We start from the raw sequence: 15,437 nt of genomic DNA on the forward strand, positions 1-15,437 counted from the left end.
CCGGTGAGGAATCATGCGACACATCGCCGAATTGCCCGACGTCAGAGCCACAACCGACCCGCACGGGCACAGCGTGGCCGACGACAGCAGCGCGCTGTCGAACGCGCAGTTCCTGGCGCGGGTCGAGGCGGCCGCCTCGGTCCTGCACCGGGCGGGTGTGCGGGCCGGCGATGTCGTCGCGGTCGTGCTGCCCAACCGGGTGGAACTGGTGGTTGCCCTGTTCGCCGCCTGGCGCCTCGGCGCCGCGGTCACGCCGGTGAACCCTGGTCTCACCGACGACGACATCCGCTACCAGATCGAGGATTCCGGGGCCGCGGTCGTGATCGGCGACCCCGATCGGGCCGCGGTCACCCTCGACGTCGCCGCACTGGCCGAGCCAGCGGGTCCGGTCGCCGCGGCGCCGCCGTCCACCAGCCTGGCGCTGATCATCTACACCAGCGGGACCACGGGCAGGCCCAAGGGCGTGCTGCTCGGGCACGAGAATCTCGCCGCCATGTGCACGATGATCATCGACGCGCTCGGCCTGGACGCCGACGACCACAGCCTGCTGATCCTGCCGCTGTTCCACGTCAACGGCATTGTCGTCAGCGTGCTCTCGCCGCTGCTGGCGGGCGGGCGCACCACCATCGCGGGCAGGTTCTCCGCGTCCGGATTCTTCGACACGGTCGGGCTGGTCCGTCCCACGTACTTCTCGGCCGTACCCGCCATCTACGCGATGCTGGTGGCCCAGCCCGACGGCGAGCACCCCGACACGTCCTCGCTGCGGCTGGCGATCTGCGGCGCCGCGCCTATGCCCGCCGAACTCATCGGCCGTTTCGAGCGGCGCTACGGTGTGCCGATCGTCGAGGGCTACGGCCTGTCGGAGGGCACCTGCGCGTCCACCCTCAATCCGGTGGCGGGCCCGCGCAAACCGGGCACCGTCGGGGTGCCGCTGCCCGGCCAGACGGTGACGATCATGAATCCCGACGGCGAGCCCGCGGCGCCAGGTACACCCGGGGAAGTCGTGATCAGCGGCCCGAATGTGATGCGCGGCTACCTCGGCAAGCCGGCGGAAACGGCCGAGACCGTGGTAGCGGGCCTGCTGCGCACCGGCGACGTCGGCTACTTCGACGCCGACGGCTACCTGGTCCTGGTCGACCGGATCAAGGACATGATCATCCGGGGCGGGGAGAACCTGTACCCCAAGGAGATCGAGAACGCGCTCTACCGGCATCCGGCGGTCCACGAAGCCGCCGTCGTCGGCGTGCCCGACGCCGTGCTGGGTGAGGTACCGGTCGCCCATGTCGTTGCCGCGCCGCACACCACGGTCACCGTGGCGGAGCTGATCACGCACTGCCGTGCGGAGCTGGCCACGTTCAAGGTGCCCGCCGCGATCGTGCTGACCGCGGAAATGCCGCGCAACCCGGTCGGCAAGATCGACAAGAAACAGCTGCGGATCATGGCCGCACGCGTCTGAGCGGCTGTGCACCGCACGCACATTCGAACGAAAGACAGACTTTCGGTCGCGGTCGTCCGCGCCCGGAATCAGGGTAGAAAGGGATCGAGCCATGGGATTCAAGACGGGAGATTTCCCGCCGGTGGACACCGACACATTTCTGGATCTACCACTGCGGGAACGCATGCGAATGCTGGCACTGCATTGGGCGGAATACGGATTCGGCACGCCGAAGATGATCCACACCATCTACATCGCGAAATTGCTCGTGCTGTATATGTTCGGCGGCGTCCTGATCGCCACGGCCACCTCCGGCACCGGTCCCTTCTGGGATGTGGCGCAGTGGTGGAACCAGCCGATCGTCTACCAGAAGCTCGTCCTGTGGACCGTGCTGCTCGAGGCGGTCGGTGTCGCCGGTTCGTGGGGACCGCTGGCAGGCAAGTTCAAGCCGATGACCGGCGGCGTGCTGTACTTCGCCCGGCTGGGCAGCATCCGCCTGCGACCGTGGCATCGGGTGCCGTTCACCAACGGTGACTCGCGCACCCTGCTGGATGTGGTGTTGTACCTGGGCTTCCTCGCGTCCCTGCTTGTCGCGCTGCTGGCACCGGGACGGACTACCGTCTCGCTGCTGGATGCCTTGCCGGACAACACCTCTGGGCTCGTCAGCCCCACACTGCTGATCGCGCCGATCGCGCTGTACGTCCTGTGCGGACTGCGCGACAAGACGATCTTCCTTGCCGCGCGCGGCGAGCAGTACCTGCCCGCGCTGCTGTTCTTCGCGGCACTGCCGTTCACCGACATGATCATCGCGGCCAAGCTGCTGATCGTGATCGTGTGGGTGGGCGCCGGTGCCTCCAAGTTCGGTAAGCACTTCACCAATGTGGTGCCGCCGATGGTGTCCAACAGCCCGTCCATGCCGTTCCGGTCGGTCAAGCGCGCCCACTACCGTGACTTCCCGCGCGATATCCGCCCCTCGCGCGTCGCCTCGTTCCTGGCGCACGTCGGCGGCACCACCGTCGAGGTGATCACCCCGATCGTGCTGTTGTTCGCGACGAACTACTGGCTCACGCTGGCCGGTGTCGTGATGATGGTGGTGTTCCACCTGTTCATCACCTCCACCTTCCCGCTGGCGGTGCCGCTGGAGTGGAACATCCTGTTCGCCTACCTGACCGTCTTCCTGTTCCTCGGCTTCCCGAACTCGGCGGGCTACGGGGTGTTCGACATGTCCTCGCCCTGGCTGACGGTGGCGATCGCGGCAGGGCTCGCCTTCTTCCCGGTTCTGGGTAATCTGCGCCCGGACCTGGTGTCGTTCCTGCCGTCCATGCGCCAGTACGCGGGCAACTGGGCCTCGGCGCTGTGGGCGTTCGCGCCCGGTGCGGAAGCCAAGCTCAACACCATCGCGCAGCGTCCCGCCGACAATCAGGTCGACCAGCTGCTGGCCATGGGGTACCCGCCCGCGATCGCCGAGATCACCATGCAGCAGACCATCGCCTGGCGTTCCATGCACAGCCAGGGCCGCGGGCTGTTCTCGCTGCTGTACAAGCACATTCCCGAGATCGATCGCTGGACCGTGCGCGAGGCCGAGTTCGCCTGCAACTCGCTGATCGGCTTCAACTTCGGCGACGGTCACCTGCACAACCTCGATCTCATCGACGCGGTGCAGGCACGGGCCGGGTTCGCACCGGGAGAATGGATCGTGGTGTGGGTGGAGTCGCAGCCGATCCACCGGGACACGCAGGAGTACATGGTGGTCGACGCGGCGCTGGGCGTGCTCGAACGTGGCACCTGGCAGGTCGCCGACGCGGTCGAGGCCATGCCATGGCTGCCGGACGGGCCCATCCCGCACCGGGTGACGTGGCGGCGGGCGGACGTCACCGGCACGGTCGCCCCGCACCAGGACACCGTGGCCCAGCCCGCCGACTAGGCGAGCACGGATCGAGAACGAGAGGACCAGTCGATGACAACGGCGACAGTGGTCGGCAGCGGCCCCAACGGATTGGCCGCGGCCATCACCCTGGCCGGGGCGGGCGTGGACGTGACGGTGCTCGAGGCCGCCGACACGATCGGTGGCGGCACCCGCTCGAGCGAGGCGATCGTGCCCGGTCTGCTGCACGACCACTGCTCGGCCATCCATCCGATGGCCGTCGGGTCGCCGTTCCTGCGGCGCGTCGATCTGGAACGGTACGGATTGCGGTGGGCGTCGGCGCAACTCGACTGCGTCCATCCGCTCGACGACGGCACCGCCGGTGTACTGCACCGCTCGGTCACCGAGACCGCCGCGGGCCTCGGCGCCGACGAACGGTTGTGGCGCACCCTGTTCGAGGGTCCGGTCGCGGGCTTCGACCAGACCGGCACCGACATCATGCGGCCGCTGCTGCGGATTCCGCGGCATCCGATCCGGTTGGCGCGCTTCGGCATTCCCGCGACCGCGCCCGCCGCCCTGCTGGCACGCGCCTTCCGCACCGAACCGGGCCGCGCCCTGTTCGGTGGTGTCGCCGCGCACGCGTTCCACCCGCTCGAACGACCGTTGAGCGCCAGCGTCGGGCTCGGCATCCTGACCGCGGGACACCGCTACGGCTGGGCGGTCGCGGTCGGCGGTTCCCAGCAGATCGCCGACAGCATGGCGGCGGCGCTGGCCGATCACGGCGGAAAGATCGAAACCGGCGTCCGGGTGCGCACTCTCGCCGACCTGCCACCCTCGGACCTCACCCTCTGGGATGTCGCGCCGACCGCGGTCGCCGAGATTTTCGGCGACCGGCTCCCCGCCCGAATCGCCCGCGCCTACGGGCGATTCCGCTACGGCCCCGGCGCCTTCAAGGTCGACTTCGCGGTCGAGGGCGGCGTCCCGTGGACCGCCGAGGCGGCTCGCCGCGCGGGCACCGTGCATCTGGGCGGCTCGTTCGCCGAGATCGCCGCGAGCGAACGCGACATCCACGCGGGCCGGATGCCTGATCGCCCGTTCGTCCTGGTCGGCCAGCAGTACCTCGCCGACCCCCAGCGCTCGGCAGGCTCGGTGCACCCGGTGTGGACCTACGCGCACGTCCCGAACGGCTACACCGGCGACGCCACCGAGGCGATCATCGCCCAGCTCGAGCGCTTCGCCCCCGGCTTCCGCGACCGCGTGGTCGGCCTGACCACCCGCACCACCCCCGGCTTCGCCGACTACAACCCCAACTACGTCGGCGGCAACATCATGACCGGCGCCAAGGACATCCCCCAGCTGATCTTCGGCCCCCGAAAGACCTTGCAGCCCTACGACATCGGCCTCCCCGGCCACTACCTGTGCTCAGCGGCCACCCCACCCGGCCCCGGCGCACACGGCATGTGCGGCGCCAACGCCGCCGAGCGGGCCCTGCGCCGATTGCGCTGACCCCGCACCAGCCGAGCCCCCTCTGGTGGTAGTTTCGATTGCCGGCGTGTAGCTGGTAGTCGATGCCGCTCGGCCAGGAGGTGGTCTGCCGACATGTCCCGCGACTTCGCCGCGCGCTGGGCGGTGCAGCTGGCCGAGGGTGCGGCGCTGCCGGATCACCGCGTGGCGACGCTCGGCACCTGGACGGATCGGCTGTTCGCGACGCTGGCTACCGGGGCGCCCGATCCCGTCGTCGCCGAGCAGGCCGGGGCCGCCGTCTACGGCCTCGGGTGCACCGATCCGGTGGTGATCGCCCGGTCGATGCCGATTCTGCGGGAGCTGAGCGAGCACGCGGGTGCGGATACGACGGCGTTCGGCGTTGTCGCGGGCGGTTTCGGCCACGGGTTCGCCCGCGCGCTGGCGGCGGCGACACCGGCCACCGAGGGGCTCGAAGCGGCGTTCCGGCACGCGTCCATCGCCATCTCGATCGGCGACGCCCACGGCAACATCATCAACGCCAACCCGGCCTTCGAAAGGCTCACGGGCAAGAGCCTGGCCGAACTACAGGGCAGATCCGGCTTCGAACTGGCCGACGACGTCGATGTCCACAGCATCCGCGAACAGGTCCACGGCGAGCTCGAACGCTCCGAGAACGGGACCATCCGCCTCGACAGCGAATACGTGCGTCCGGACGGCACCAAGGGCTGGGCCTCGTGGACGGTGACGCGCTGTGTCTCCGCCTCCGGCGGTCTCTACCTGCTCGGCTTCGGCGAGGACACCACCGAGCATCGCACCACGACCGAGCGATTGCACTGGCAGGCCCACCACGACCCGCTCACCGCGCTGCCCAACCGCAGGCATCTGCTCACCCAGCTCGACACCCTCATCACCGAGGCCGGGCCGAACGACCTGGCCGCGGTGTGCGCGCTGGACATGGACGGTTTCAAGGACATCAACGACGCCTTCGGTCACACCGTCGGCGACAGCCTGCTCATCGAGGTCGCCGCCCGCCTGCAGGCCTGCCTCGATCCGGAGACCGACGTGCTGGCGCGCATCGGTGGCGACGAGTTCATCGCCGTCCTCCCGCCGCCCGCCGACGAGGAGCGTGTCGAGAAGACCGTGCACCTGCTCCAGGCCGCCGTCGAGGAGCCCTTCCTGGTCGCCGACCACCAGATCGAGATCACCATCAGCCTCGGCGCCGTCATATCGCGGATCGCCGGTGGCGCGCCGGGCGATCTGCTGACCGCGGCCGACAACTGCCTCTACGCCGCCAAGGCGCTCGGCAAGAACCGCTGGATCCTGCGACGCTGGGATCCGGTGCGCCGCGGATCCTGAACGGCGCCGTAGGCTCGGGAGGTGGTGCGGCGCAACAGGTCTGCGGGATCCGTCGGCCACACCACCACCGCGAACACTACCAATAATGTTGCACAGCAACATAATTCGCGTTCGCGGCCGAGCTCCTGACGCCTAGGCGTTCATCTCGTAGACCCCGGCCAGCGACCGCGCTTCGTCGAGTACCCGAGCGAAACGCCGCTCGTCGACCACGGGACGGCGGACGAGATCGAGCGCCCGGCGCTGCTGCGCGGGCGTTGCGGTCGGCTTGTTGTGCAGGGTCACCGCGTTCGCGGAGAAGGTGCGCACGAACACGTCGAAGATCTGATCGAGCACGTCGGAGCCGGTGCCGTCGATGCGCGCCTGCTCCAGGATCAGCTGGGCATAGGGCACCGCGGTGAACAGCTCGCCGAGCGCGAAGAGGAAGTCGACGTCCTTGCGCTGCTCGGCCGTCGGCGCCGCCGCGGCCAGCAGGCCCTGCAGGGCGAGCACCTGCTCGAGGAACACCGACACGTTCGGCACGTCACGGAAATCCTCGAACACCGGCCGCCAGTCCGCGAACCGGATCCGCCCGAGACCACTGCTCGGACCCTGCCGGAACAGGAACTCGTCGTCGGCGGTGTCGCGCCGCGTCGGCACCGGAGCGTAAGTCGCGCTGGCGAATTCGGCGCCCAGCGGCTTCACGACCGCCCCGAGTCGCGGCGCCAGCTTGCGGCTCGACCAGCTCAGCGCGCCGGTGACCGCCCGCGCGGCACCGGTGGGCGCCACCGCGGCACCGGGAATCGACTGCAGCGCGGCCAGTCCCGCGTCGGCGGGGTGGAACATGTAGTTGGCCATGAACTTCAGCGACAGCGCCATGTTCACGTGCACGGTGCCCTCGAGCCGCGGCAGGCCGAACATCGCCGTCATCGCGACCGGGAAGTACATGTCGTTCTCGAAGCCGCGCGCGGCGATGACGTCGGCGAGATCCTCGATGACGCGCTGCCCCTGCCGGGTGACCGACATCTTCTCGATGGCGTTGAACAGCAGGTAGCGACGATCCTCCGGCGAGGCCGAGCGCATGTAGTCGATCGCGCGCTCGCTGTAGAGCTTCATCGCGACGATGCGCGCGTAGGAGTCGGCGATCAGTGAGCGGACCTGCGGGAACTCGGTCACCTTGTGCCCGAACAGAATCCGGTTCTCGGCGTGGTCGATCGCCTCGTAGAAGGAGTGCTCACAGGCTCCGATGGCGCCGAAGCCGAGGTTGAACTTGCCGACGTTGACGGTGTTCATCGCCGCGTGGAACGCGTCCTCACCGCGATGCAGGATGTCGGCCTCGGCGACCGGATAGTTGTCCAGCTCGAAGGCCGCGACATAGATCTGGCTGTTGACCACATTGCGGTGCAGCTTGTACGCCGGGTGCTGGCTGTCGGCGACGAAGAACAGATACCCCTCGTAATCCGCTTCGGTCGGCTTGCCGGTCAGCGCCTTCGCGCTGTCGATGATCGGCTTGTCGGAGCGGCGGCCGAACACCGACACCATCGATGCCAGGTTGCCGTTGCCGATGTAGTGCTTGGCGCCGGTAGCCGAGTACCCGCCGTCGGGCTGCGGGTCGACGATCATGTCGGTGGAGTACACGTCGGCGCCGTGCTCCTTCTCCGAGAGCCCGAAGGCGAAGATCTCGCCGGAATCGAGCTGCGCGGCAGCCTTCTTCTTGGCCGCGGCGTTGCCGCTCTGCCAGACCGGGCCGAGACCGAGGATGGTGACCTGCCAGACGTACCAGTAGGTCATGCCGTAGAAGCCGAAGATCTGGCTGAGCATCGCGTTGCGGCCGGTGTCCCAGCGCTTGTTCGGATCGCCGTCGGCCTCGGCCGCCGGGGTGAGAAACGTCGCGAACAGGCGCTCCCGCTTCACGAAGTCCAGGAAGTCCGCGGGCCAGACCTGCTCCTTGTCGTCCTGGAGCAGCCGGGCCTTGCCCCTGGCCTCGAACCAGTCGACGACCGCGCGCAGCAGCCTGCGGGTCTCGGGGTCGAACTGGGCGAAATCGCAGTTCTTCGGGTTGAACAGCTGGGACATCGTCGGCTCCTCGTGCGTGCGTCCAGCGACGCCGGACAGATTCATTCATCAATGTAGCATTTTTCTACATAGATGTAGAAAGTGGTTCGTAGTTGCTATCGTGGACGGATGGGTAGCGATTCGGCCGTGCGGCGGCGAGAACGGGCGGCGCATCTGGGTCCGGAGCGCAGACGCCCGCAGGTCCTCGACGCGGCGCTGGCCATCGCGGCCGAGGAAGGCATCGCCGCGGTGACCATGGGCGCGATCGCCGAGCACATGGCGGTGACCAGGCCCGTCGTCTATTCCTGCTTCCCCGATCGGGTCCAGCTGATCGACGCGCTGATCGAGCGCGAGGAGGCCTTCATCACTTCCGGTGTCCTCGATGTGCTGCCGCCGCGCACGACCGACGCCGACGAGACGGTGTTCGTCGAGGGCTTCCGCGCGCTGCTGCACAAGGCGGCGAGCAGGCCGTCCGCGTGGCGGCTGCTGTACGGCAACCCCGACCCCGCGGTCGCCGGTTCCTTCGGGCGTGGCCGCATCCTGGCCGTCGCGCGCTGCACCGAACTGCTACGGCCGACCCTGCACGCCTGGGGCGTCGAGGATGCCGAGCGCAAACTCCCCGCCCTCGTCGAGCTGTGGGTCTCGGCGGGTGAAGGCGCGGTGCGAACCATGTTCGCCGACGAGTCCGAGTGGGACCCCGACACGCTCGGCGCCTTTGTCGGTTCGGCTGTCTACCGGGCGATGCGCGCGGCCTGATACTCCCGCAGCCGAGGACCGCAGAACTGTTGTCTGTGACAGCCCGGATGCGGCGCTCATGGTGAATTCGGCCAACTCCCGGTGACCATCCGATCCGGTGCAGGCATCGGTCCTAGTGTCTGGACGGTGTTGGAACAGATCGCCGACGATCCTGATCACCGGTTCGATTTCGATGTGCTGATCGTCGGCTCCGGATTCGGGGGCAGCGTCACCGCACTGCGCCTGGTGGAAAAGGGCTACCGGGTCGGTGTCGTCGAGGCGGGCCGCCGGTTCGCGGACGCCGATTTCGCCACGACGAACTGGGATATGCGCCGGTATCTGTGGGCGCCCCGGCTCGGCTGTTTCGGAATCCAGCGCATCCACCGCCTGCGCGATTGTTTCATTCTGGCCGGAGCTGGAGTCGGCGGTGGTTCACTCAATTACGCCAACACCTTGTACAAACCGGGATCGGCGTTCTTCGGCGACAAGCAATGGGCCGATATCACCGACTGGGAGGCCGAGCTCACCCCGCACTACGACCAGGCCCGGCGGATGCTCGGTGTCGTCACCAATCCCCGTCTGACACCGGCCGATACCGTCATCCGGTCGGTGGCCGAGGAGATGGGCGTCGGTGAGACGTTCGTGCCGACACCGGTCGGTGTCTACTTCGGCGAGCCGGGACGGACCGTCGCCGACCCCTATTTCGGTGGGGCAGGGCCTGATCGCGCCGGCTGCATCGAGTGCGGGGAATGCATGACGGGATGCCGGCACGGCGCGAAGAACACCCTGGTCAAGAACTACCTCGGCTTGGCGGAAAGCGCGGGCGCGCAGGTCCTTCCGATGACGACGGTCACCGCGATCCGGCCGCGACCGGACGGCAGCTGGGTGGTCGACACGCAACGGACCGGCGCCTGGTTGCGTAAGCGCCGCGCCACCATCTCGGCGCGGCAGGTGGTCCTGGCCGCGGGCACCTGGGGCACCCAGAATCTGCTGTTCCGCATGCGCGACACCGCGGTGCTGCCCGGCTTGTCGGACCGGCTGGGCGTGCTGACCCGCACGAATTCCGAGGCCATCCTCGGTGCCGGGCGCACCACCGTCGATCCGGAGCGCGACCTCACCGCGGGCGTGGCGATCACCTCGTCGTTCCATCCCACCGCGGACACCCACATCGAGCCGGTGCGCTACGGCAAGGGCTCCAACGCCATGGGGCTGCTGCAGACCTACCTCGTCGACGGCGGCCACCGGCTCCCGCGGTGGGCCCGCGTGCTGCTCACCGCGCTGCGGCACCCGATTCTGACGCCGCGGCTGCTGCGCACCGGCCGCTGGAGTGAGCGGACCCTGATCCTGCTGGTGATGCAGAGCCTGGACAACTCGATCACCACCTACACCCGTCGCGGTCTGTTCGGCCGCCGCTTCACCAGCAAGCAGGGCTACGGCGAACCGAACCCGTCCTGGATTCCGGCAGGCCACGAGGCCACCCGCCGCGTCGCGGAGAAGCTCGGCGCCACACCGGGCAGCACCTGGCCCGACGTGTTCAACGTCCCCGTCACCGCGCACTTCATCGGCGGGTGCGTGATCGGGACGGACGCGCGCTCCGGCGTCATCGATCCGTTCCACCGGGTACACGGCTATCCCACCCTCAGCATCGTCGACGGGTCGGCGATCTCGGCGAATCTCGGTGTCAATCCCTCGCTCACGATCGCCGCGCAAGCCGAACGCGCTGCCTCGCTGTGGCCGAACAACGGTGACGCCGACCCGCGGCCGCCGATCGGCGACACCTACCGGCGCATCGCACCGGTCGCGCCCGGACATCCCGTCGTGCCCGCCGCCGCCCCCGCTGCGCTGCGACTTCCCCTCTGGCCGGCCAGGTGAATACCTGCTCCCACCAACACATTTCGGGAGCCGAACAAAGCACTGCTAGGGTGTGCGGGATCGCCGGAAGCACAGGGTAGGCGAGATCGGGCAGGATCCGTCTCACCCTTGTTCGTATCGAATGGTGCAGCGGTACAGCCACCTCGAACAGCGAACGTCGGCGACGCGGCTCGCCGGACGGCCCGGCGAGGTTCCGGCCACCTGGGCTCTTCGGTCGGTGACGACAAAGGAACCGATGACTCCGACACTCGCGGTGTTCTTGTTCGGTATCGCAACTCTGGTGTTGCTGGGAGCGGTGACGGTAGCGGTTCTCGCGCTGCGTAACGAGCGCCGGGTCCGCACTCGCCTCGACGTGGCAGAGCGTGAGCTCTATGCCCACGAGGAGTCGATGACGCGGCTCGTCGAACTGACCTTGCCGAGGATCACCGACGCCGTCCGCCAGCACAGCGAGCCGGTGGTCACGGCCGAAGTGCCTGCCCTGTTGCAGGATTCGACCTTCGCGCAGAAGCTGGCCAGGATCGCGGTCGCGCACGCCGAGGACATGCGCCAGGTGCAACACGAGACCGCCGTCGCCGTCGAGCGACTGGCCGAGGAACGGACCACGGCGCAGGTCGAGACGGCGGAGGCCGCGGCGCGGGCCCAGGTCGCCGCCGACGCGCGCGCGGCGACCAACAGCGCCGTCCGCGCGTTCGGCACCACGGTGGTCAGTCTCGGCGCCGATGTCGGCCAGGTGGTCAGCAACGCGTTGCGGGAGAATCGCAACGACGAGGTCTACGCGGTCCTGAGCCGCATCGACCACACCGTGCAGCAGATGATCCGGCAGGCGCAGTCCTATGTCATCGTCTCCGGTGGTCTGCCCGGCAGGCGCTGGCCGCAGCAGAGCGTGACCGAGGTGATCGGTGGCGCCACCAGCCGGGTGCGCGACTATCTGCGGATCCGGGCGGGCAACTGCGATCAGGTCATCGTCGCCAGGGCGGTCGAGCCGCTGGTGCACACCGTGGCGACGCTGCTCGACAACGCGCTGCGCTATTCGCCGCCGTCGTCGTTCGTCGACATCACCTTCCAGGAGGGCCATCACGGCGTCACCCTGATCATCGACGACGCGGGCGTGCGGATGAGCCAGGAACAGATGGAGGAAGCCCGGCAGGTGCTGTCGGGCGAGCGCACCGTCGACATCAACTCGCTCGGTCCGTCGCCCCGGGTCGGTTTCCCCGGCGTCGCCGCGCTCGCCCGCCGCTACGGCTTCGCCGCCTATGTCGACGGACCCAATATCTACGGCGGCACCAGAGCGATGGTCTTCATCCCCGCCGCCCTGCTGGTCAGCGCCGCCGACGTGCGCCGGATCGACTTCGACGTCCCCGAACCCGCCGCGCGCAGACCCGTTTCCGTCGCGACGGAAGACTCCGTGACCACCGGGAAGCACCGGCCGCCCGCCGTCGTGCCCGCCGCGAAGGCACCCGAACCGGAGGCCGACGACTACGCCAGAACCACCGGCGGACTCCCCAAGCGCAGGCGCCGCGCGGTCGCCCCGCTCGACGACCGCGCGAACACCGCGGAGACGCCGGGCAGGCCCGAACTCGTTGCCGCCTGGCACAGCGGTTCCCGACACGGCCGCGCCGCGGCCGAGCAATCGACGGAAGGTCAGGACATCCGATGAGCATGCCGATCGCAGACAGCACCAACCGCCTGGCGTGGTTACTCGACGATCTCGAACTCGACGGCGTCCGCTTCTCGGTCCTGCTGTCCGACGACGGGTTACGCGTCGCGCACTCGGCCGGGATCACCCGTGACGAGGCCGAGCGGTTCGCGGCCGCCGCGTCGGGTCTGCGGTCGCTGGGCAAGGCGCTCGGCGAGTTCTGCGGCGGCCCGGGAAACCCGGTGCGCCAGAACATGACCGAATACGACGACGGCATGATCCTGATCACCGCCGCGGGCGCGGGCACCCAGCTCGGTGTCGCGACGAGCAGCGAGGTCGACCTCGCCCTGGTCGCCCACCGCATGAACGAGCTGGCGGCGCGGGTGGGGCGTGAACTGGGGACGGCGCCGAGACGCGGTGAGCGATCACCGTCCTGAAGTCCGCTGGGGGGTTCCGCCGACGATCTTGTTCCACCGAGAGGACAACACGCTGTGCAACTCGAAGCATCGCTCTACCCTGATCCCACCCGGGACCCGGTGTCGCCGGACTCACGCGGCGGCCAGGACCGGGTACCGCTGTACTCGGAGGAATTCGCCGCCGACCCGCAGAGCGCCTACCGCGCCATGCGGCATCGCTACGGCTCGCTGGTTCCGGTCGACCTCGTGCCCGGTGTCCCCGCCACCCTGGTGATCGGCTACCGCACGGCGGTGCAGATCCTCAACGATCCCGACCACTTCCCCGCCGACCCGCGGATGTGGCAGCGCGACATTCCCGCGGACTGCCCCGTGCTGCCGATGATGTGCTACCGCCCCAACGCCATTCGGACCAGCGGCACCGAGCATGTCCGGTACCGCCAGGTCACCGTCGCCGGTCTGGCCGGCGTGGATCTGTACCGGCTGCACCGCACGGTGGAGCAGATCGCGATGCCGGTGATCAACGCGTTCTGCACCGACGGAACCGCGGATCTGCTGAGCCAGTACGCCTTTCCCGTCATCTTCGCGACGATCAACGCCATGCTCGGTGTGCCCGAGGAGATCGGCGGGCGGGTCGCCACCGGGATGGCACAGATGTTCGAGGGCGGCGACACCGCGGTCCAGGGCGCGCAGATGCTCGAGGACGCCCTCTACGACCTGGTCCGGCTCAAGCAGTCCGCGCCGGGCGACGACATCACCACCCGGCTGGTCCAGCATCCGCAACAGCTCAACGACGAAGAGCTGATGAACCAGCTGCTGACCATGTACGGCGCCGGGATCGAGCCGATGCTCAATCTGGTCCTAAACACGATCCGGCTGATGCTCACCGATCAGCGATTCGCGGGCAGCCTGCTCGGTGGCAGCCTGTCCACCCGCGACGCGCTCGACGAGGTGCTCTACACCGATCCGCCGATGGCCAACTTCTGCACCACCTACCCGCGTCAGCCGATCCTCGTCGACGACGTGTGGCTGCCCGCCCATCAGCCGGTCGTCATCAGCATGGCCGCGTGCAACAACGATCCGGCGATCGGCACCGGTGACTTCCTGGACAACCGGGCACATCTGGCGTGGAGCACCGGCCCGCACGGCTGCCCGGCCAAGTCCCCCGCGTACCTGATCGCGCAGGAGGCGATCGATCAGCTGCTCGACGCGCTGCCCGAACTCGAGCTGGCGGTGCCGGAGCACGAATTGGTGTGGCGCCCGGGGCCTTTCCACCGGGCACTGGCAGGGCTGCCGGTCCAGTTCCCGAAGACGCCCCCGCTGTCGATGCGGTGAGACGGTCCCTGCTCACACCGAGCAGGGACCGCTCGACGGCTACTCGCCGTGGATGCGCACCGGCAGGTGACGGTGACCGTTGGAGATGAAGCTGGGCACCGTGCCCAGCTCATCGACCGGAGCAGCCAGACTCATCCGCGGGAACCGCTCGAACAGCGCGGGCAGCGAGACCAGCGCTTCCAGCCGCGCCAGCGGCGCACCGAGGCAGTGGTGCGCGCCGTAGCCGAAAGCCATGTGGGACTTGTCGGCCCGGGTGGGATCGAACTCGTCGGCGGTCTCGCCGTGGCGCTTCGGGTCACGGCCCGCGCCCGCGTAGCTCGCCAGGATCGCCTCGCCCTGGGCGATGCGGACACCGTCGATCTCGATGTCGGACACCGCGAACCGCAACGGCAGGTGCGCGACCGGGGACTCGTACCGCAGCGACTCCTCGACCACATCCGCCCAGGTGATCGCACCCGAACGGACCTCGGCGAGGACATCGGGGTGGGTGAGCAGCGCGGTGATCGCCTGGTCGAGGAGGTTGACGGTGGTCTCGTGTCCCGCGGAGATGACCAGCAGCAGGGTGCCGACCAGTTCTTCCTCGGTGAGCTGACCGTCCTCGTCGTCGTCGCGCTGGGCGACGAGCAGGCTGGTCATGTCGTCACCGGGCTGCTCGCGGCGCAGGGCCACCAGTTCACCGAGGATCCGGTACATCTCCATGTAGTTGGCCTGGGACTGCTCCGGGGTGAGCGTGGTGTCGAAGATGCCGTCGACACACGTGCGCAGGCCGGGGTTGAGCGACTCGGGGACGCCCATCAGCTCCGAGATCACCTGGATCGGCAGCGGATACGCGAAATGCTCGCGCAGATCGACAGCCTCGCCCGGCGCCGTCCGCGCCAGCTCGTCGAGCAGGTCGGTGGTGATCCGCTCGACCTGCTCACGCATGGCCTCGGTGCGGCGCGCGGTGAACGCGGGCGCCACCAGGCGGCGTAGTCGCCGGTGATCGGGGCCGTACGCGGTGAACATGTTCGCCACCGCCACCCACAGGAACAGCGGCCAGTCGGCGGGGATCTCGCCCGCGACGAACCTCGGCCAATGCTGGCTGGCGTCCTTGGACACCCGCGGATCGGTCAGCAGCTTCTCCAGCAGCGCGGTGTCGGTGATCGACCACGCCTCCACGCCACCGGGCAGCTCGACCAGAGCTGCGGGACCCTGCTCCCTGATGCGTGTGATTTCGCCCTGGATGTCCTCCCCCGTCGTATCGATTACCAACCGACTCGTTACCGATTCCACCATGAACCTCTCGATCACCGGTGT

The 15,437-nt window shown here is 68.8% G+C and carries 11 protein-coding genes; 9 read left to right on the plus strand and 2 right to left on the minus strand.

The genetic code is table 11. The features are described 5' to 3' along the window. Window positions 1–13: 13 nt before the first annotated feature. From ACWF82_RS03565 to ACWF82_RS03580, 4 genes are all read left to right on the plus strand, one after another. Window positions 14–1,456 carry a class I adenylate-forming enzyme family protein gene (locus ACWF82_RS03565; RefSeq protein WP_452497586.1) on the plus strand — a complete coding sequence of 481 codons (1,443 nt, stop codon included), beginning with the start codon at window positions 14–16 and terminating at the stop codon, window positions 1,454–1,456. Between the two features lie 91 nt (window positions 1,457–1,547). After that, window positions 1,548–3,359 (plus strand): DUF3556 domain-containing protein, encoded by a 1,812-nt coding sequence (locus ACWF82_RS03570; protein WP_452497588.1) that lies wholly within the window; start codon window positions 1,548–1,550, stop codon window positions 3,357–3,359. A 33-nt stretch (window positions 3,360–3,392) separates the two neighbouring features. After that, on the plus strand, window positions 3,393–4,805 hold the full coding sequence (locus ACWF82_RS03575) for a phytoene desaturase family protein (RefSeq protein WP_452497590.1): 1,413 nt from the start codon (window positions 3,393–3,395) through the stop codon (window positions 4,803–4,805). A 93-nt stretch (window positions 4,806–4,898) separates the two neighbouring features. Next, the gene (locus ACWF82_RS03580; protein ID WP_452497592.1) at window positions 4,899–6,119 is read left to right on the plus strand and encodes a diguanylate cyclase domain-containing protein; all 1,221 of its coding nucleotides are present in this window, start codon (window positions 4,899–4,901) and stop codon (window positions 6,117–6,119) included. Window positions 6,120–6,251: 132 nt separating this feature from the next. Here the strand turns inward: ACWF82_RS03580 and ACWF82_RS03585 are convergent, their stop codons facing one another. Further along, on the minus strand, window positions 6,252–8,171 hold the full coding sequence (locus ACWF82_RS03585; protein ID WP_452497593.1) for an acyl-CoA dehydrogenase family protein: 1,920 nt from the start codon (window positions 8,169–8,171) through the stop codon (window positions 6,252–6,254). Window positions 8,172–8,279: 108 nt separating this feature from the next. Here ACWF82_RS03585 and ACWF82_RS03590 point away from each other — a divergent pair, with 108 nt between their 5' ends. From ACWF82_RS03590 to ACWF82_RS03610, 5 genes are all read left to right on the plus strand, one after another. Continuing rightward, on the plus strand, window positions 8,280–8,906 hold the full coding sequence (locus ACWF82_RS03590) for a TetR/AcrR family transcriptional regulator (protein ID WP_452497595.1): 627 nt from the start codon (window positions 8,280–8,282) through the stop codon (window positions 8,904–8,906). A gap of 126 nt (window positions 8,907–9,032) precedes the next feature. Next, the gene (locus ACWF82_RS03595; RefSeq protein WP_452497597.1) at window positions 9,033–10,757 is read left to right on the plus strand and encodes a GMC oxidoreductase; all 1,725 of its coding nucleotides are present in this window, start codon (window positions 9,033–9,035) and stop codon (window positions 10,755–10,757) included. A 235-nt stretch (window positions 10,758–10,992) separates the two neighbouring features. Beyond that, the gene (locus ACWF82_RS03600; protein WP_452497598.1) at window positions 10,993–12,414 is read left to right on the plus strand and encodes an ATP-binding protein; all 1,422 of its coding nucleotides are present in this window, start codon (window positions 10,993–10,995) and stop codon (window positions 12,412–12,414) included. Continuing rightward, the gene (locus ACWF82_RS03605; protein WP_452497599.1) at window positions 12,411–12,830 is read left to right on the plus strand and encodes a roadblock/LC7 domain-containing protein; all 420 of its coding nucleotides are present in this window, start codon (window positions 12,411–12,413) and stop codon (window positions 12,828–12,830) included. Before ACWF82_RS03600 ends, ACWF82_RS03605 begins: the two co-directional genes overlap by 4 nt. A 99-nt stretch (window positions 12,831–12,929) precedes the next feature. After that, window positions 12,930–14,141 (plus strand): cytochrome P450, encoded by a 1,212-nt coding sequence (locus tag ACWF82_RS03610; protein ID WP_452497719.1) that lies wholly within the window; start codon window positions 12,930–12,932, stop codon window positions 14,139–14,141. A 39-nt stretch (window positions 14,142–14,180) separates the two neighbouring features. Here ACWF82_RS03610 and ACWF82_RS03615 read toward each other — a convergent pair whose 3' ends face one another. Beyond that, window positions 14,181–15,416: a cytochrome P450 family protein gene (locus tag ACWF82_RS03615; RefSeq protein ID WP_452497600.1), complete on the minus strand. Its 1,236-nt coding sequence runs from the start codon at window positions 15,414–15,416 to the stop codon at window positions 14,181–14,183. Window positions 15,417–15,437 lie beyond the last annotated feature (21 nt).

This window comes from Nocardia sp. NPDC055053 (assembly GCF_053608285.1).